Below are 18,391 nucleotides of genomic sequence, written 5' to 3'. Positions count from 1 at the left end.
TCAGCGCCCAAGGACTGTCCAGTACCAAGGACTGTCCAGTGCCTAGGACTGTTCGGGGCGGGTGCCGCGGCCCCCGAGGGCGCGGGTGACGTCGCCGGCCTGCTTCAGGGTGGCCCGGAGCTCCTTCGGCAGGGAGAACAGGAGGTCTTCCTCGGCCGTGACGACTTCCTCGACCGATCCGTAGCCGTAGTCGGCGAGGAGCCGCAGCACGTCCTTGACGAGGACTTCCGGGACGGAGGCCCCCGACGTCACGCCCACCGTGGCGACGCCCTCGAACCACGTCTCGTCAACCTCATTGGCGAAGTCGACCCGGTAGGAGGCCTTGGCGCCGTATTCCAGTGCCACCTCCACGAGGCGGACGGAGTTTGAGGAGTTGGCGGAGCCCACCACGATCACCAGATCCGCCTGGGGCGAAATCTTCTTGATGGCCACCTGGCGGTTGGTGGTGGCGTAGCAGATGTCGTCGCTGGGCGGGTCCTGCAGGGTGGGGAACCGCTGCTTGAGCAGGCGTACGGTCTCCATGGTTTCGTCCACGCTGAGGGTGGTCTGCGAGAGCCAGATGACCTTTTCCGGGTCGCGGACCGTGACCTTGTCGACCTCGTGCGGGCCGTTGATGATCTGGATGTGTTCGGGGGCCTCGCCGGCGGTGCCTTCGACTTCCTCATGGCCGTCGTGGCCGATCAGCAGGATGTCGAAGTCATCCTTGGCGAACCGGACGGCTTCGCGGTGCACCTTGGTGACCAGCGGGCAGGTCGCGTCAATGGTGCGCAGGCCGCGGTCCTCGGCGGACTGGACGACGGCGGGCGAGACTCCGTGCGCGGAAAAGATGACGAGGGCGCCTTCCGGGACCTCGTCGGTTTCATCGACGAAGATGGCGCCCTTTTCCTCCAGGGAGCTGACCACGTGGACGTTGTGCACGATCTGCTTGCGGACGTAGACCGGCGGGCCGTAGTGTTCCAGGGCTTTTTCCACCGCGATGACTGCACGGTCCACGCCGGCACAGTAGCCGCGCGGGGCTGCCAGAAGGACCTTTTTGGGACCGGCGACCGGGGCCGCGGCCAGGACGTCTTCCGGTGAACGCCGCCTGCGCGGAACGGATGGCATCGGAACGGAGACAGCGGTGGTGGTCATGCTCCCATGCTACCGGTGTTCAATCCTGCCCCGTTTGCGCGCGCCGGCGACCCGGACAGCCACTCCCGTGGCTACCAGTGCTGCTCCCGCGACGGCAGCAGCGACGATCCACTGGCCGAAGCTGGCAGAGCACGCCGCGACGAACTCGTTCTTGAACAGCTCCGCCACATCGTTGCCGCTCGAGGTCCCGGCGACCGCGGCGCCGGCGGCATCGCTGGCCAGCTTCCATACCCCCGCGAGCACCAGCGTTCCAACGCCCATTCCGACCAGCACGGTCCACCGGCGTCGGGCCGCAACGAACGCCAGAATGAAGGCGATGGCCGAGCCGACGGCAACGGCGTAGCCCATCGGGGCGTAGACGGTAACGCGTTCGATCATCTGGCGCTGGTCGGACTGCCCGATATGGATCAGCACCTGGCCGGGCGCCTCCAGCGGAAGGGTGGTCGCCGCAGTGACCTGCTTGGCCACCAGCCCGGCAAGCGGCGCGACATCCAGGGTGAGCGAGGACGTGCCGACAACCTCCGGCGGCAGCGTGCTGGGGTCCGCGAGCGTGAGGCGGTGGCTCCTGCGCAGGGTTTCAGCCCAGGCGTCGGGGTAGCCGGGCAGTCCCGTCAGCGAGCGCGCCGCGCTGTCCAGGACCGGCCGGGCCAGCTCCGTGAAGGCTTCGGGAATGCCGGCGCTGGCGGCCAGTCCGTCGACGGCGGCCGCGGCCAGCCGCTGCTGGAACGCCGGGTCCTTGCCCAGCGGCGCGGTCAGGGCGACGAAGCCCTCTTCCTGGACGATGTTCTGGTCCACCCACATGGCTGGAACGGCGACGGCTGCCATCAGGAGCCCGATGAGGACGGCGACGGCAGAGACAAAAGTGCGCAAGGGATTCCTAGGAGGTTGATGGCATCCCTCCCATCCTAGGGCGGGGCCGGGCGCGGCCATAAAGTCGGACCCCGGTGGTAGAGCTATGGATAGAGTTGACAGAGACAACTTCCGGCTGCCGGCCGGCCCACCCGCCGGGAAGCGGGCCGCCGGCAGTCCCGGTGTAAGGACATGCAGTAACCGGCACGCAGCAAAGGAACGCACACATATGCACAAGGCACTCCACCAGGCACTTCCGGCCATGGAGCCCACGCATGCCTGAGGACGCGGCGGCAGCAACCACGCTACCGGCCACCGCGGCCGAAACCAGTCCGGACAACCCCTGGCCGCTGCAGTTGCTGTCCCAGAAGCTCAAGATGCATATCGACCGCGCGCCCTCGGCGTGGGTTGAGGGGCAGGTAATCGAGCTCAACCGGCGTGGCAGCAACGCCTACCTGACACTGCGGGACATCGACGCCGAAATCTCGCTGCCGGCATCGGTCTGGACCACAGTGCTGGACCGCCAGGCCGCCCCGCTCGAACGCGGTTCCCGGGTTGTAGCCCTGATCAAGGCAGAATTTTGGCTCAAGACGGGCCGGCTGAACATGTCCGTGAAGGACATCCGGCCCGTGGGCCTCGGCGACCTCCTGGCCAGGATCGAGCGGCTGCGCCAGGCCCTCGCCGCCGAAGGACTCTTTGCCGATTCCCGCAAAAAGCGGCTTCCCCTGCTCCCGCACCGGATCGGCCTGATCACCGGCCGCGACTCTGACGCCAAGAAGGATGTGCTGCGCAATGCCGCCCTGCGCTGGCCGGCCGTCGAATTCGAGATCCGCGAAGTAGCGGTCCAGGGGAACACCGCCGTAGCCCAGATGATCGCGGCCTTGCGGGAACTCGACGCCCACCCCGTGGTCGACGTCATCGTCATCGCCCGCGGCGGGGGCGCCCTCGAGGACCTGTTGCCGTTCAGCAGCGAGGAGCTCATCCGGGCCGTCGCTGACGCGTCCACCCCTGTGGTGAGCGCGATCGGGCACGAAGCGGACCGGCCTATCCTCGATGACGTCGCAGACCTCAGGGCATCAACGCCCACCGACGCCGCGAAGAGGATAGTTCCCGACGTCGCCGAGGAGCTTGTCAGGGTCCGGCAGGCACGGGACCAGCTCCGTCGCGGAGTCACCCGGCTCGTTGAACGCGAGGGCGACCGGCTGGCCTCCCTGCGTTCGCGCCCCGTGCTGCTCTCCCCCGACGTCATGATCAGCCAGCGCCACGAGGACGTCGAACGGCTCAAGATCCGCTCGCACTCGGCGATCAGCGCCGCCGTCGTGCGGGCAGCGGACCAACTGGTCCACCTCAAGGCGCAGGTGCGTGCACTCTCGCCGCAAAAGACACTGGATCGCGGCTACGCAGTGGTCCAGCTCGCCGGCGCCGGGAACGCCCCCGCAGCGCACCGGGACGTTGTGCGCCATCCGTCCCAGGCGCCCGCCGGCACGGACCTCACGGTTCGGGTGGCCGGCGGCCGGTTCACCGCCCAATCCACCGGCGGCCGGGAACCGGCCGAGGAATAACCCAGGCGGACGGTCGTGGCCACACGGCCACCCGTCAGCGCCAACACGGCCACCCGTCAGCGCCCCAAACAGGCACCACGGTCAGCACCACAGACAGCATCACCGCGGCACAAACCGCGACAACCAAGGAGCACCCACATGGCAGTAGAATCCAGCCCGAACGCCGACGTCGAGGCCCTCAGCTACGAGGACGCCCGCGAGCAGCTGGTCGCAGTGGTGGGCAAGCTGGAGGCCGGCGGCGCCAGCCTGGAGGAATCGCTCGCGCTGTGGGAGCGCGGCGAGGCACTGGCCAAGCGCTGCGAACAGTGGCTGGAAGGCGCCCGCAAGCGTCTCGCCGCCGCCCGGGACCAGGCCGCGGACAAGAACTAGGAACCGGCACGCCGCGGCGCGCCGGTTCCCTCCGAACTAGGAGCGCTCGACCAGATCCCGTTCCATATCGACGTCGAACTCCGGATCCGGCCACTGCAGCTTCAGCCCTTCCAGGGCGTCCAGCATCAGCTGCTGGACAGCGATGCGGGCGTACCACTTCTTGTTGGCCGGCACGACGTACCAGGGCGCGATGTCAGTGGCCGTCTTCTCGAACGCCTCCTGGTACGCATCCATGTAGTCGCTCCAGAAGGCGCGCTCCTTGAGGTCGGTGCTGCTGTACTTCCACACCTTGGACTCGTCATCTAGCCTGGCGAGCAGCCGGTCCTTCTGCTCGTCCCGGCTGATGTTGAGCATGACCTTGACCACCGTGGTCCCGGCTGCCGCCTGCCTTGCCTCGAATTCGTTAATGGCCTTGTAGCGCCGCTCCAGTTCCTCGGGACTTGCCCAGCGGTGGACCCGGTGAATCAGGACGTCCTCGTAATGCGAGCGGTCAAAAACGCCCACCATCCCGGCCGCCGGCACTGCCTTCTCGATCCGCCAGAGGAAATCGTAGGATTTCTCCTCCGGGGTCGGCGCCTTGAAGGACTTGAGCTGGACACCCTGCGGGTCCATCTGGCCCATGACATGGTTGACGATCCCGCCCTTGCCTGCGGTATCCATCGCCTGCAGGACCAGCAGGACGCGCTTGGTGCCGCCGAACCGGGATTCGGCGAAAAGCTGCTCCTGCAGGGTGGTCAGCTTGCCATCGAGCTCTGCCAGGAGCGCCTCGCCGTCGGATTTCCCGCCCGGGTAGCCCGGGGTGGAGTCCGGGTCGCAGTCCTTCAGCTTGAATTTTTTTCCGACCAGCAGCGTCTCGGCGGGGTGCCGCTCGAACATCACAGCATCTGTCATGGAAAGCCTCTTTCCAGTTTCGTGCAGCCGCTGCGCGGGCGAGTCCCCGAACTCCGCTGCTGACCGAAGCCTAGTTCCCCTTGTACCGGCTCAGGAAGTCCGCCATGCGGTTGATTGCTTCTTCGAGGTCCTTGACGTTAGGCAGCGTCACCATCCGGAAGTGGTCCGGACGGACCCAGTTGAACGCCCTGCCGTGGGACAGAAGAATTTTCTGCTCGCGGAGCAGGTCCAGGACAAATTTCTCGTCGTCGCGGATGTGGTAGACCTCGGGGTCCAGCTTCGGGAACAGATACATGGCCCCGCGGGCCTGCTGGGTGCTGACGCCCGGGATGGCGTTGAGCATGTCATAGGCCTTGTTCCGCTGTTCCAGGAGGCGCCCGCCGGGCAGGATCAGGTCGTTGATGCTCTGGTAACCGCCGAGGGCGGTCTGGATGGCGTGCTGGGCCGGCACATTGGCGCACAGGCGCATGTTGGCCAGCAGGTTGATGCCCTCGAGGTAGTCCGCGGCGGCCTTTTTCGGCCCGGAGATGGCCATCCAGCCGGCCCGGAAGCCGCAGACCCGGTAGGCCTTGGAGAGCCCGCTGAAGGTCAGGCACAGGACATCGTCGCCGGTGAGCGAGGCGAGGTTTACGTGTACCGCGTCTTCGTAGAGGATTTTCTCGTAGATTTCGTCGGCGAAGAGCACCAGGCCGTGTTTTTCCGCGAGGCCGACGATCTTCTTCAGCGTCGCCTTCGGGTACACCGCACCTGTCGGGTTGTTCGGGTTGATGACCACGATGCCCTTGGTGCGCGGGGTGATCTTCGCTTCCATGTCCTCGAGGTCGGGCTGCCAGCCGGATTCCTCGTCGCAGAGGTAGTGCACGGGCTTCCCGCCGGCCAGGGCAACCGAGGCCGTCCACAGCGGGTAGTCCGGGGTGGGGATGAGGACCTCGTCGCCGTCGTCGAGCAGGGCCATGAGCGACATTGTGATCAGTTCGCTGACGCCGTTGCCGAGGTAGATGTCATCCACGTGGATGTTCTGGATCCCGCGGGTCTGGTAGTACTGCGAGACGGCGGTGCGGGCCGAAAAAATGCCGCGCGAGTCGCTGTAGCCCTGGGCATGCGGCAGGTGGCGGATCATGTCCACCAGGATCGCGTCCGGCGCTTCAAACCCGAAGGGGGCCGGGTTTCCGATGTTCAGTTTGAGGATGCGATGACCCTCCGCCTCCATCTGCTGGGCGGCCTGAAGAATCGGTCCACGGATGTCGTAAAGGACATTATGAAGCTTGGTGGACTGCTTGAATTCTGCCATTCATCAAATATGCCATATGGAGGATGTTCTTCCGCTGAGACATGACTCACACGCGGGCGCCGCAGTAACAACAACGACGCCGGTGCCCGGGCTGTAAGCCCGGACACCGGCGTCGCAGGGTCGCCAGTGGTCTACTGCTGGGCGAGGCCCTTTTCCTTCAGCCACGCGTCGGCGGCATCTTTCGGGTTCTGTTTCTGGCTGCCGCTGACGGCACGGTTGAGGTTGATGAGGTCTTCCGTGGTGAGGACCTTGGACACGTTGTTGAGGGCTTCCTTCGCCTTGTCCGTCATCTTGGCCGTGTTGTAGAGCGGCAGCACCTGCTGGGCGATGAAGTTGTTCTTCGGATCCTCCAGCACCACGAGGTCGTTGTCCGGGATGGACGGGGTGGTGGTGTAGATGTCCGCGACCTGGACCTGGTCCGAGAGCAGCGCCTTGAGCGTGACGGCGCCGCCGCCGTCGCTGAACGGCTCGAGTTTCTTGGGCACGCAGTTGTAGTTCTTCGCCAGGCCCGGCAGGCCGTAGGCGCGCTCGGCGAAGGTCGCCGGGGCGCCGATGACCAGATCGCCGCAGACCTTCGCCATGTCTTCGATGGACTTCAGCTGGTGCTTCTCGGCCGTGGCCTTGGTGACCACCATGGCGTCCTTGTCCTCAGCCTTGGAGGCATCGAGCACGGCCAGGCCCTGCGGGAGCTTGGTCGGGAGTGCCTTCGCGATGTCCTCGGCGGAGACCTCGGTGGCGTCCTTGTTTACATACAGCAGCAGGTTGCCGCTGTAGTCGGGAACGACGTCCACCGAGCCGTCCTGGACTGCTTTGATGTAGACCTCGCGCGAGCCGATGTTCGGCTTGGTGCTGGCGGTGACGCCCGCGGCGTTCAGGGCGCCGGCGTAGACCTCGGCGAGGATCTGGCTCTCGGGGAAATCAGCCGACCCGATCACCAGGGCACCGCCGGAACCGGAGGCGGCACCGCTGCTGGCCGGGGCCGAGCTCAGCGGGTTTGATGAGCCTCCGCAGGCGGACAGGGCCATGGCCAGGCCGACGCCGACGGCCAGGCCGCCGAATGCGCGCCGGCCAAGGCCTCGTTGGCGGGATTCCTTCATGACGTACCTCCTTGAACAACAGTCTCCGCGATCACGGGGTCTGTGAGATCAACCGCAGCCTGCTGGCTGCGGTTCGGCTTGGATGAGGCGCCCCGTGACAGGAACAGCCTCTGAATAAGGGCAAGGATCAGGTCGACGCTGATGGCAAGGGCGGCGATCAGCAGCGAGCCTCCCAGCATTTGCGGGAAGTCGGAGAGCACGAGCCCGTCGAACAGGTAACGGCCCAGGCCGCCCAGGTTGATGTAGGCGACCACGGAAACGGTGGCGATCACCTGGAGCACCCCGGTCCGGAACCCGCCGTACATCACCGGCAGCGCGTTCGGGAATTCCGCCCGGAACAGGACCTGCCACTCGGTCATGCCCATGGCGCGGGCGGCATCCACCACGTTGCGGTCGACGCTGGAGATTCCGGCATAGGTGCCGGCGAGCAGCGGCGGCACGGTCAGGATCACGAGCGCCCAGATCGGCGGCATCAGCCCGATACCGGCGAGCAGGACGAACAGCGTGAGCAAGCCGAGGGTGGGCAGGGCGCGCAGCGCGCCCGCGACTGACACGATCGCAACCCGCCCGCGGCCGGTATGCCCGACGAACAGGCCGATCGGGACGGCGATGGCGATGGCGATCACCATCACCAGGCCCGTGTAGAACAGGTGTTCGGCCAGGCGCACCGGGATTCCGGCGCTGCCGGACCAGTTCTCCGGATCGCTGAGCCAGGCAAAGGTGTCCGTGACGACGTTATTCACGCGTTTCCCCCTCTGGTCTTGGGACGCGAAAACCGCATCGCCGCCGCGGCGGGGCCAGTCTTGTCCGGGCCTGCGCCCGAACCGGTGCCGCCACCCGTGGCCGCCGCGGCCCGGGTCCAGGGCGTCAGCAGCCGTTCAAGCAGCACGAGGACGGCGTCCATCAGCAGCGCCAGGAGAAGGATGGCGATGATGCCCACCACCACTTCGGTGACGAAGTCACGCTGGAGGCCGGAGGTGAAGAGCATTCCGAGGTTGCCGATGCCGAGCAGTGCCGCGACGCTGACCAGCGAGATATTGCTGACCGAGACCACGCGCAGCCCGGCGAACAGCACCGGCAAGGACAGCGGCAGGTCGATCTGCATGAAGCGGGCGAAGGGTTTGAACCCCATGGCGACGGCGGCCTGCCGTAGGTCCTCGTCCACCGAGTCGAAGGCATCCAGCGTGGCGCGCACCAGCAGGGCGATGGCGTAGATGGTCAGGGCCACCACCACGTTGACCGGATCCAGGATCCGGGTCCCGAGGATGGTCGGCAGGATGATGAAAAGCGCCAGCGAGGGGATCGTGTACAGCAGCGAGGACCCGGTGAGCACGACGGATCGGAGCCCGCGGCTCTGCCGGGCGAGCTGGGCCAGCGGAACGGCTATGAGGACCCCGAACACCATCGGCAGGATGGCCAGGATGAGGTGCTGGCCGGCGAGGCTGAAGACTTCCGCTCTGTTGGCCAGGAACCACTCCATCAGAGCCCTCCGTGCCGGACGTTGCGGTCTGACTCGATGACGGCGAGGACTTCGGCGGCTCCGATGACTCCGGCCACCCGGCCGTCGTCGTCCACGGCGACGCCAAGGCCCGAGGGTGAGGACAGGGCCGCGTCCAGTGCCCGGCGGAGCGTGTCCCCCTTCCGGAACAGGGAGCCGCCGGGAACCATCGTCGGGGCGGTTCCGGTGGCGCTGCGGGGCCCGGCCCAGCCCAGGGGCCGGAGAGCTTCATCGACCACCAGCTGCCATTCATCGGAGCTGCCCTCAGCCCTGAGCTGATCGGGCGTGAGAGTGGGGACGGGGTGGATGGTGACACCGTCGGAGGGGCTGAACGCAAGGTGCCGGAAGCCGCGGTCACGGCCCACGAAGGAGGCCACGAACTCGTTCGCCGGGGCCCGCAGGATCTCCGCCGGGGCCGCGTACTGCGCCAGCTTGCCGCCGACGGCGAACACGGCCACTTTGTCGCCCAGGACGGTGGCCTCGTCGATGTCGTGGGTGACGAATACGATCGTCTTGGCCAGGTCATGCTGGAGCCGGAGGAGCTCCTTCTGGAGTTCATCGCGGACCACCGGGTCCACGGCGCTGAAGGGCTCGTCCATGAGCAGCACCGGAGGATCGGCCGCGAGTGCCCGGGCCACGCCTACGCGCTGCTGCTGTCCGCCCGAGAGCTGGGACGGGTACCGCTTGCCGAGCGAAGAGGCCAGCCCGACGACGTCGAGCAGTTCCTGGGCGCGCTTGCGGGCGTCGGCTTTGGACACGCCGTTGAGCCGGGGAACGGTGGCGATGTTGTCCAGCACGGAGCGGTGCGGCATCAACCCGGAGGACTGCATGACGTACCCCATGGACCGCCGCAGCTGCGCGGCAGGGATTGAAGTGACATCGGCCCCGTCCACGGTGATGACGCCGGACGTGGGCTCCACCATGCGGTTGATCATCCGCAGGGACGTGGTCTTACCGCAGCCGGAGGGTCCGACGAAGACAGTGATGGCGCCCTTATCGATGGACATGGTCAGCCCGTCAACGGCGGCCTGACCGCCCTGGTACTGCTTGGTGACGTTCTGGAACTCGATCATGGCTTCGGCCATTTCCGGGCTTACCTAACTGTTGGCGGCAACATTGGTCGGGCCAGCGCAGTGTTCGTCAGTGTGCTGGCCATAAAGCAGTTAGCTCATAGACTAACCAGCACCCCGGACTATGTCAGCGGCGCGGGGCTCCCATAAGGCTTCGGAAGCACAACGATTTTGGATGGGTGGCGCGCCGGAAATCCTTCCGGCGCACCACCGCCGCCCTTGGCCCACCCGGCGGTGTGCTTCAGCGGGGCCGCCGCGCACCCTTCGCGCCGCTGTTTTTTCTGCCGTGACCGCCCTTTCCGCCGCCGCCGCCGTGCGCGTTCTCGTGGTTGTCCCGTTCGGCCGACCGCTGGCTCTTGCCCGCTACGGCGATCTTCTGGTGCCATTCGCGCTGGTAGGCGCGCCGCGCGGCCGCGTCGTGGCGGCGCGCCAGGGCGGCGAGTTCGCGTTGCAGCTTCAGGTAGCTGGCCCACCGGCGGTCCTCCAGGACGCCGTCGGCGAGCGCCGCCTGCACGGCACAGCCGGGCTCCCGGCCGTGCGCGCAGTCCGAGAAGCGGCAGTGCTCGAAGAGCTCTTCGAGGTCGCCGAACATCTCCTCCATTCCTCCCTCGGCGTCGAAGACCCCGAAGCCGCGCACCCCCGGCGTGTCCATCAGGACGGCGCCGCCGGGCAGGGGAACGAGCGCGCGGGACGTGGTGGTGTGCCTGCCCTTGCCGTCGCCCGCCCGCACTGCCCCCGTCTCCTGGGCCGGGACGCCGGCGAGGGCATTGATGAGCGTGGATTTTCCGGCGCCAGAGGGCCCCAGCAGCACCAGCGTGCCGCCGGGCGGCAGATGGCCCAGCACTTCGTCGAGGCCGTCGCCGTTCTCGGCAGAGGTGGTGACGACGTCGACGCCGGCTGCCTGGCGCACGACCGTCGCCACGACGTCGTCCGCGAGGTCCGCGATGTCCGCCTTCGTGATGATCACGAGCGGTGTGGCACCGGAGTCCCACGCCGCAACCAGGGTCCGTTCGAGCCGGTTGTGCGTGAGCGGACGATCCACCGGAACGACGATCCCGACGACGTCCATGTTGGCGCCAAGGACCTGCGCCTCGGACGAGGCCTCGAAGGCACGCTTGCGGCTCAGCTCCGAGTGGCGGGGCAGGATGCCCACAATGGCGGGCTCCCCCGCCGCGTTCGGACCCAGCCAAACCCAGTCCCCGGTGGCGGGAAGCTCCCCGCCGCGCGGGTAGGGCAGGTGGGCGGTTCCGCCGCCCTCAGCCACCAGGACGAGGTTGCGGTCCACCCGGATGACGCGGCCCGGGCGGTCGCCTCCCGGCACCGGCTGGGCCGCGAACCGCTCGGCGACGCCGGCCGTGTAGCCGTAAAGGACAGGACCTTCGGGGCCAGCCTCATCGGAGGGCCCGGACGTATGAGGCACAGATGAATGAGGTTCGGATGAATTAGTAATGATGGCGCTGCCGGCGCCCCGGGATGCAGGATAAATGGTCAACGAAAACCCTTTGGTGGGGCCCCGTGGTGCGGCGCATTGCAGCTGCGGCGGTTTGGATGCCGCGCGCGGAGACTAGCGCTCGATGGCTAGGCTGCGCCGTGGGACGGGGCAGGAATAATGACATGGCGTGTATCGGTGCGCTGCGCGCTCAGAAATATCGCATTCATTGCTTCCACCTCCCCGTCGATTGCCGGCCTGCTGCGGCCGGCGGTTTCTACAGGATAGCCATGGTGCCCGTGCCTGGCCAGCGGTTTAGCCGGAAAGTTTTCCGTTCAGCGGCCGCTCACGGTACAGACGCAGCCCGGCATCCACGAGCGAGACCCGGTTCAGCTGCGCCACCTCATCCAGCGGAATCCAGGCCGCGTGGGTGGTGCTGCCGTTCACTTCGTGACGCAGTTCCCCGCCCGTGATCGTCGCCTCGTAGACCAGCCGGAGCGACTGGAAGTCCCGCACGCCGCCGTCGAGCCGGACTTCGGACGGCCAGTGCCCGACGTCGATCCCCAGCATGGCGCCGACCTCGGCGTCGTAACCGGTTTCCTCGTGGATCTCGCGGCGGCACCCGTCCACCGGGTGTTCGGCCAGGTCCAGGCCGCCGCCGGGCAGCGTCCAGCCCTCGCGGCCGTCCTGCTTCCAGTACGCCAGGAGGATCCCGGCGTCACGGATGATGACGGCGTAGGCCGCGGGCCGGGTGTCGAATTGCATGCTCATCCCCCCAGCGTAGTGGCCGGCGGATCGCCCCCGACTACTCCTGTTCCGCCACCAGCTGCAGCACCCCGAAGACCGGCTCCTGCGCCAGGACCCGGACATCGGTGATCCCCGCGGCGGCCAGGGCCGTGCGGAACGACTCCTGCAGCCCCGGCACGTTCATGCCGAGTCCGCCGCCCAGGATGACGGGGCCCCCGATGCCGAGCTGCCGGACGGTCTGCGCGGCGAGGTCGGCGAGGTCGCGCCCGGCCTGTTCCATGAGGGCCCGGCTTGGCGCATGCCCGGCGTCTGCAGCCTCCACCACGAGCCGCGCCCGCTGGGCCCAGAACCGGCGCCCGGTCTCGGGCGAGTGGAACATGGCGATCAGCTTGTTCGGGTCATCCACCCCGCAGGATGCCAGCAGGGCCGTGCTGAGTTCGTCCGGTTCCAGCCCCTGATTCATCCGGCGCAGGCTGTGGCGGACGGCCTCCCGGCCCAGCCAGTAGCCGCTGCCTTCGTCGCCGAGCAGGTAGCCCCAGCCACCGGCCCGGGCCTCCTCGCCGCGGCCATTCTTGCCCCACGCGGCCGATCCGGTGCCGGCGATGACGGCGACGCCGGTGCTGGCGCCGCCTGCGGCGAGCAGCAGCCGGGAGTCGTGGACCACCGTGATCCGGGCGCCGGGTACGTGCGGGGCAATCAGTGCCGCGAGCGCCGCGGCGTCATCATCGGTGTCGATGCCGCCGGCTCCGGCGTAGACCTGGGCGACGTCTCCCCCGCCGATCCTGGCGAAGAGTTCCGCCAGGTTCAAGGCGGCTTCCTCGGGGCTGACGTTCTGGACATTGGAGCTGCCCACCGATTCATCGGCCACGGGCGCGCCGCCTTCGAACCTGACGCCCCGGGTTTTGGTGCCGCCGATGTCCAGGCCGATCACGGCACCCGTCGTCGCCGTGGCAGATGGCGTGGTGGAAGATGGAACGGAGTCCGCCGCCGGCGGCGTGTCAGTGTTAGTCACTGGAACAGGTTACTGAATCGCTGCAAGGAGCCCGCAATGCCCCACGATCTTTTCGGCACACCCGTCATCGCGGCGCCCATGGCCGGAGGCACCTCCACAGCGGCCTTCGTCGAGGCCGTGCACCGCGCCGGCGGGCTCGGCTTCCTCGCGGCAGGCTACAAGAGCGTGGCGGCCATGCAGGCGGAAATCAGCACCCTCCGGGAGTCCGGCGCCCGGTTCGGCATGAATGTATTTGTCCCGGATCCGGCCGAACTGCCGCCCTCCGCGGCGATGCTGGCGGAGCTCGAGGAATACCGGCTTCAGCTGCGCACCGACGCCCGGCGCTACGGCGTGGAGCTTCCGCAGTTGCGGCTCGACGACGACGACGAATGGCAGGGAAAGATCGATGCCCTGCTCTCAGACCCGGTGGAGCTGGTCAGTTTCGCTTTCGGGCTGCCCGGCCCGGACGTCGTTCGGGCCCTGCAGCGGGCGGGATCGGCGGTGCTGGCCACTGTCACCACCGCGGCCGAGGCCGTGCAGGCGGCAGGGCAAGGCGTGGACGCCCTCGTCGTGCAGCACACGAGCGCCGGCGGACACAGCGCGGCGTTCCTCCCGGCCCCGGAGCCGCGACCGGCTTACGCGGCGCGGCCGGGCGGCACAACGGCGCAGCTGCTCGCCGAGGTGCGGTCCGCCGTCGACCTCCCGCTGGTGGCTGCGGGCGGCATCATGGATGCGGCCGGGCTGGACGCCGTGCTGCGTGCCGGGGCCGTCGCAGCCCAGCTCGGCACCGCGTTTCTCCGCACTGACCAAAGCGGCGCCAAGCAGTTGCACAAAGATGCCCTGGCCGATCCGCATTTCATCCGGACCCGGCTGACGCGCGCCTTCACCGGCCGGCAGGCACGGGCCCTGGAGAACGAATTCGTCCGCGACCACGCCGAGGCGCCGGAGGCCTACCCTGCCGTCCACCACCTCACGGCGCCCATCCGGGCCGCGGCCACCGCAGCCGGCGACGCGGAACGCCTGAACCTGTGGGCGGGCACGGGCTGGCAGAAGGCACACGCCGGACCCGTGGCCGCCGTCGTGCACGGGCTGCTCGCCGGCCGCTGACCGCAGCCGACCCCCGTCAGGACCCCGAAGTCGCCGGAAACGTTCCAAACCGCCGTCACCTTACGGCGACCTCGGTGCCAACCGGCGACCTGAGCGCACCAGCCCCGGCACCGGCGACCTGAGCGCACCAGCTCCAGCCCCGGCGCACCTGCCCCGGCGCTCCGGCACCGGCCCGGCTCAGCCCGCCGAGCGTTCGCGCACGAAGCCTGCCAGGAGCGCCGGACCGTCGCGGAGCACGAATTCGCGGAACAAGCGCACGGGATCGGACTCGGCATCGGCCACGGCATTCCGCGAAACCGGCTCCCGCCACGCGAGGCCGATCTCGCGGAACGCCAGGTCAGAATCCAGGGGAATCTCCACCCAGCCGGGCCCGCCGTCGTCGGCTTCGGCGCCCCGCGACGGATGGTGGCTGTTTTGTGCAACTCTGCCGGGTGCGGAGCCGCCGGGCGGCAGGATGCTGACGCCGAGCCCGGCCGAGACGAGGCCGCGGACGGTGTGCGAGTCCTGGCTCTCGAAGGCAATGCGCGGACGGAACCCCGCCTCGCGGAACAACGCGTCGGTCAGCGAGCGCATGCCGTAGCCGGACCCCATCGCCACGAAGGGCTCCTGCCGGATCTCGGCAACCTTGGCCCTGCGGCGGCCGGCCAGGGCATGCCGGTGGTGGACCACCAGGCGCAACGGTTCGCGGTACAGCGCGGCCGAACCGATTCGCTTGCTGGGTGTGGCAACGGGTGCCGTGAGCGCCACGTCGGCGGAGCCCGCGGCCAGTTCCGCGAGGCAGCCGTCCCGTGCACCCTGGCTGAGGTCAAAGGCAGTCTGCGGGTGCCTGCTCCGGAACGCACTGATGAGCAGCGGCAGCATTGCCTCGCCGAAGGTGTGCTGGAACGACACGGCGATCCGGCCGCGGACCACCTCCGATTCGTGCCTGACGCTGTCCAGCCCCGTCTGGAATTCGGCCAGGGCGGCCTCGATGTGGGGCATGAGCGCCTTCGCCGCTGGCGTCAACCGCACGCCCCGGCCGTCCCGGATCAGCAGCTCCGTCCCCACGATGGCGCTCGCCCGCGCAATGGCACGGCTCACGGTCGACTGCGGCAGGCCCAGGAGCTCGGCCGTCTCGGTGATGTGCTCCGTCCGCCCCAGTTCCGCCAGCAGCGGCAGCAGGGGCAGCAGCTGCACGAGCTGCCTGTGTTCGACGTCCATGTTCCCCTCCGGCACTGATCCATATTTGCTATCTATTCTATGGAAATCATGCATTGGAAGCATCCCTCGGGCAGGCTTTAGCCTAAAGACATGCCACGCATTTCCGCACCCACCGGCACCAGCCCACGCCCCGCGGCCAGGAACGCGGCCAAGGACGCAGCCAATCCTGCAGCTGATCCTGCAGCTAACGCTGCCGCATGGGCGGGCCATCCGAAAGGCTCCACGGCCTACCGCCGGATCCTCGCCGGGCTTGCCTTTGCCGGCGTCGCAACCTTCGCGCAGCTTTACTCCACCCAGGCGGTGCTCCCGCTGCTGGCGGCGGATCTTCGCGTCTCGGCCGCCGAGGCCGCGCTGACCATCTCCCTGGCTACGGTGGGGCTGGCCTTGACGGTGCTCCCGTGGTCCTTCCTGGCCGACCGGATCGGCCGCGTCCGGGCAATGATGTGGGGCATCTCCGCGGCCACCGCCCTGGGCCTGCTGGTCCCCCTGGCCCCCAGCTTCCCAGTACTGCTGTGCCTGCGGATGCTGGAGGGAATGGCCCTCGGCGGCATCCCGGCGATCGCGATCGCGTATCTCAACGAGGAAGTCAACAAGGCCCACGCCGCCCTCGCCGCCGGGAGCTATGTCGCCGGGACCACCCTGGGCGGCCTGGCCGGCCGGCTGGTCGCCGGGCCCGCGGGCGAACTGTGGGGCTGGCGGGCCGCGGCCCTGGCGGTCTCCGTTCTGGCCACCGGAGCGGCAGTCCTGTTCCTGGTTCTGGTGCCCCGGGCCAAGGGCTTCACCGCCGCGGCCGCGGGCGGCTTCCGCGGAGCCCTTCGCACGCTGGCCGGCCATGGCCGCAATCCCCGGCTCCTGGCCCTGTACGTCCAGGCATTCCTGCTCATGGGCGGTTTCGTGGCCGTCTACAACTACCTCGGATTCCGGCTCTCAGGGGAACCGTTCAGCCTGCCCGCCACCGCGATCAGCCTGATCTTCCTGGCCTACCTCTCCGGAACCGTCTCGGCGCGCTGGGCAGCGGGCCTGACGTCGCGGTTCGGCCGGCGCACCGTCCTGATCGCCGGCACCGCACTCATGGCAGGCGGCCTGGCCCTGACGCTCACGGAACAGCTGGCCGCGATCCTGGCGGGATTGCTGCTGTTCACGGGCGGCTTCTTCGCGGCACACAGCATCGGCTCCGGCTGGACCGGACTGATCGCCACGACGGGCCGGGCGCAGGCCGCCTCGCTGTACAACCTGGCCTATTACCTCGGCTGTCGCGCATCCCGCGCCGGCACCCGCAACCGGCACCGCTGCCGCCGGCAGGGTCACGGCATCGGGCTAGGCACCGGACCCCCGGGCTACCGCGTTGCCTCGATCGCCTGCACGAGGTCGGCGACGATGTCGGCCGGGTCCTCCAGCCCCACCGAGATCCGCAGCAGGTTCGCGTGTGGCTTGGCCGCGGCTTCGACCGGCCGGTGGGTCAGGCCCGCCGGGTGCTGGATGAGGGTATCGATCCCGCCGAGGGACACGGCGTGGGTGATCATGCCGACGGCGGCCGGGATCCGCTCGGCGTGCTCGGCGCTGGCGAGCTCGAAGGCCATGAGCGATCCCGGCCCGGACATCTGTGTGCCCACGAGGCCCTGCGGGTCGCATTCGGCCAGTCCCGGGTAGTAAACCCGCCTCACGAGCCCGTGCCCTGCCAGCGCAACAGCGACTTTTTCGGCGCCGGCCTGCTGGGCGCGGACCCGGACCGGGAGCGTTGCCAGCCCGCGGTGCAGCAGGTACGCCGGCCACGGGGTCAGGATCCCGCCGGTCACGGCCCGGATCTGGCGCAGGCGCATCGCCCATTCAGAGCCTGCGGCCACCACGCCGCCCATGGCGTCCCCGTGGCCGCCCAAGAACTTCGTGGCGCTGTGCAGCACCATGGCCGCGCCGTGCTTGAAGGGTTGCTGCAGTACCGGGCTGGCGAACGTGTTGTCCACCAGGAGCGGCACACCGTCGGCGGCGGCTGCCACGCGGGCGATGTCCACCAGCTCGAGGGTCGGGTTGGCCGGCGTCTCGAGGATCACCAGGCCGGTGTCCGGCCGGAGTGCGGCGCCGACGCCCTCCGGCGTCGTGAAGGTGACCTCGTTGCCTAGGACGCCGGAGGCCAAGAGGTAGTCGCTGCCGCCGTACAGCGGACGCACGGCGACAACGTGCTTCTTGCCCGCGGCCACAACCGCGAGGAGCACCGCGCTCAGCGCCGCCATTCCGGTGGCAAAGGCGACAGACTCGGGCGTGCCTTCCAGGACAGCGACGCCTTCTTCGAAGCGAGCCACCGTGGGGTTCCACAGCCGCTGGTAGACCGTGCTTTGCCCCTCCACATGTGAGCCGCCGGTGGCCATGTGCTCGTAGGCAAGGCCTCCGTCGTGCACGGACGGCAGGGGCGCCGTCGTGGACAGATCGATGGGCACCGCGTGGACGCCCAGTTCCGTGAGCCCGCTCCGGCCTGCGTGGACCGCCAATGAATCTTGAGAAAGCACCCTAGCTCCTTACGAATATTCACCATTGAATTCGGCAAGTATCTGGCAATAATTCGCGCTTTTGTAGGGGTTCTGAATGGAACTGTCGGATAACGCCGTTTATGATGAACGGAGAACACTACTAGGAGGATCCGTGAGCAGCACTGCGAAGAATGTTCGGCCGGGAGCCAGCGAACCGCTGGACGCGATCGACGAGCGCCTGCTCGCTGCCCTCGTCGCGGACGCCCGCATCTCGAACAAACAGCTGGCAGAGCTCGTGGGGATCGCGCCGTCGACCGCGCTGATGCGCACCCGCGCGCTGTCCGAGCGCGGCATCATCGAGGGCTTCGAGGCCAATCTGAGCCTGTCCGCGATCGGGCGTTCGGTCCAGGCCCTCATTGCGGTCCGGCTCCGGGCCCATGACCGCGAGCAGATCGACCGTTTCACTGCCCGGGTGCCCAAACTGCCGGCAGTGCTCTCGACGTTCCACACGTCCGGGTCGGTGGACTACCTGCTGCATATCGCCGTCGCCACCACCGAGGACCTCCGGGACTGGGTTCTGGACAACCTGGCCACCGACCCCGTGGTGGGCCACACCGAAACCACGCTGGTCTTCGACCACATCCAGGGCAACCACGGCCCGCTGCCCTAACGGGCCCGGCCGACGCAGTTAGACCCA

Annotated in this window: 17 protein-coding genes and 1 pseudogene; 5 read left to right on the top strand and 13 right to left on the bottom strand. The window is 68.4% G+C overall.

Translation table 11 applies throughout. The features are described 5' to 3' along the window. Positions 1 to 42: 42 nt before the first annotated feature. Both AC1D0A_RS11200 and AC1D0A_RS11195 read right to left on the bottom strand, forming a co-directional pair. Positions 43 to 1,131 carry a 4-hydroxy-3-methylbut-2-enyl diphosphate reductase gene (locus AC1D0A_RS11200; protein ID WP_028275712.1) on the bottom strand — a complete coding sequence of 363 codons (1,089 nt, stop codon included), beginning with the start codon at positions 1,129 to 1,131 and terminating at the stop codon, positions 43 to 45. 9 nt (positions 1,132 to 1,140) lie between these two features. Beyond that, complete coding sequence (locus tag AC1D0A_RS11195; RefSeq protein WP_476945793.1) at positions 1,141 to 2,001, bottom strand: hypothetical protein; 861 nt, start codon at positions 1,999 to 2,001, stop codon at positions 1,141 to 1,143. A 254-nt stretch (positions 2,002 to 2,255) separates the two neighbouring features. Between AC1D0A_RS11195 and xseA the strand changes: the two genes are divergently transcribed. Next, on the top strand, positions 2,256 to 3,542 hold the full coding sequence (xseA, locus tag AC1D0A_RS11190) for an exodeoxyribonuclease VII large subunit (RefSeq protein ID WP_476945792.1): 1,287 nt from the start codon (positions 2,256 to 2,258) through the stop codon (positions 3,540 to 3,542). A 138-nt stretch (positions 3,543 to 3,680) separates the two neighbouring features. Beyond that, entirely contained in the window at positions 3,681 to 3,911 is a 231-nt protein-coding gene (locus AC1D0A_RS11185) for an exodeoxyribonuclease VII small subunit (protein ID WP_243180978.1), read from the top strand. Between the two features lie 36 nt (positions 3,912 to 3,947). Here the strand turns inward: AC1D0A_RS11185 and AC1D0A_RS11180 are convergent, their stop codons facing one another. From AC1D0A_RS11180 to AC1D0A_RS11140, 9 genes are all read right to left on the bottom strand, one after another. Continuing rightward, entirely contained in the window at positions 3,948 to 4,802 is an 855-nt protein-coding gene (locus AC1D0A_RS11180; protein WP_243180979.1) for a polyphosphate kinase 2 family protein, read from the bottom strand. Positions 4,803 to 4,872: 70 nt separating this feature from the next. Continuing rightward, positions 4,873 to 6,093, bottom strand: a complete 1,221-nt coding sequence (locus AC1D0A_RS11175) for a pyridoxal phosphate-dependent aminotransferase (RefSeq protein WP_243180981.1) — start codon at positions 6,091 to 6,093, stop codon at positions 4,873 to 4,875. A 131-nt stretch (positions 6,094 to 6,224) separates the two neighbouring features. After that, entirely contained in the window at positions 6,225 to 7,190 is a 966-nt protein-coding gene (locus tag AC1D0A_RS11170; protein ID WP_028275717.1) for an ABC transporter substrate-binding protein, read from the bottom strand. Next, complete coding sequence (locus AC1D0A_RS11165; RefSeq protein WP_223913873.1) at positions 7,187 to 7,933, bottom strand: ABC transporter permease; 747 nt, start codon at positions 7,931 to 7,933, stop codon at positions 7,187 to 7,189. Before AC1D0A_RS11165 ends, AC1D0A_RS11170 begins: the two co-directional genes overlap by 4 nt. After that, positions 7,930 to 8,670 (bottom strand): ABC transporter permease, encoded by a 741-nt coding sequence (locus AC1D0A_RS11160; protein ID WP_476943785.1) that lies wholly within the window; start codon positions 8,668 to 8,670, stop codon positions 7,930 to 7,932. The genes AC1D0A_RS11165 and AC1D0A_RS11160 overlap by 4 nt, the downstream gene beginning before the upstream one ends. Then, on the bottom strand, positions 8,670 to 9,773 hold the full coding sequence (locus AC1D0A_RS11155) for an ABC transporter ATP-binding protein (protein ID WP_476945791.1): 1,104 nt from the start codon (positions 9,771 to 9,773) through the stop codon (positions 8,670 to 8,672). The genes AC1D0A_RS11160 and AC1D0A_RS11155 overlap by 1 nt, the downstream gene beginning before the upstream one ends. A gap of 226 nt (positions 9,774 to 9,999) precedes the next feature. Further along, on the bottom strand, positions 10,000 to 11,178 hold the full coding sequence (gene rsgA, locus AC1D0A_RS11150) for a ribosome small subunit-dependent GTPase A (protein WP_243180986.1): 1,179 nt from the start codon (positions 11,176 to 11,178) through the stop codon (positions 10,000 to 10,002). Between the two features lie 324 nt (positions 11,179 to 11,502). Beyond that, complete coding sequence (locus AC1D0A_RS11145; RefSeq protein WP_028275721.1) at positions 11,503 to 11,958, bottom strand: NUDIX hydrolase; 456 nt, start codon at positions 11,956 to 11,958, stop codon at positions 11,503 to 11,505. 34 nt (positions 11,959 to 11,992) lie between these two features. Beyond that, a complete protein-coding gene (locus AC1D0A_RS11140; RefSeq protein WP_476945790.1) occupies positions 11,993 to 12,946 on the bottom strand; it encodes an N-acetylglucosamine kinase in 954 nt (317 codons plus the stop codon). Between the two features lie 36 nt (positions 12,947 to 12,982). Here AC1D0A_RS11140 and AC1D0A_RS11135 point away from each other — a divergent pair, with 36 nt between their 5' ends. Beyond that, positions 12,983 to 14,032 (top strand): nitronate monooxygenase, encoded by a 1,050-nt coding sequence (locus AC1D0A_RS11135; protein WP_476945789.1) that lies wholly within the window; start codon positions 12,983 to 12,985, stop codon positions 14,030 to 14,032. A 177-nt stretch (positions 14,033 to 14,209) separates the two neighbouring features. Here AC1D0A_RS11135 and AC1D0A_RS11130 read toward each other — a convergent pair whose 3' ends face one another. Then, positions 14,210 to 15,232, bottom strand: coding sequence for a LysR family transcriptional regulator (locus AC1D0A_RS11130; protein ID WP_243180990.1), 1,023 nt, complete (start codon positions 15,230 to 15,232; stop codon positions 14,210 to 14,212). A gap of 237 nt (positions 15,233 to 15,469) precedes the next feature. On the opposite strand from AC1D0A_RS11130, the pseudogene AC1D0A_RS11125 reads away from it, so the two are divergent. Further along, positions 15,470 to 16,483 (top strand): annotated as a pseudogene (locus tag AC1D0A_RS11125) (MFS transporter); the annotation flags it as partial. Positions 16,484 to 16,569: 86 nt separating this feature from the next. On the opposite strand, the gene AC1D0A_RS11120 reads toward AC1D0A_RS11125, so the two are convergent. Then, positions 16,570 to 17,733 (bottom strand): trans-sulfuration enzyme family protein, encoded by a 1,164-nt coding sequence (locus AC1D0A_RS11120; RefSeq protein ID WP_476945788.1) that lies wholly within the window; start codon positions 17,731 to 17,733, stop codon positions 16,570 to 16,572. 133 nt (positions 17,734 to 17,866) lie between these two features. On the opposite strand from AC1D0A_RS11120, the gene AC1D0A_RS11115 reads away from it, so the two are divergent. Further along, positions 17,867 to 18,364 carry an Lrp/AsnC family transcriptional regulator gene (locus AC1D0A_RS11115; protein ID WP_018773770.1) on the top strand — a complete coding sequence of 166 codons (498 nt, stop codon included), beginning with the start codon at positions 17,867 to 17,869 and terminating at the stop codon, positions 18,362 to 18,364. Positions 18,365 to 18,391: the final 27 nt, after the last annotated feature.

The sequence above is a fragment of the Arthrobacter sp. P1_D4 genome (genome assembly GCF_056406115.1).
Note: the sequence above shows the minus strand (reverse complement) of the source record. Positions and strands in the feature narration are given on the sequence as shown.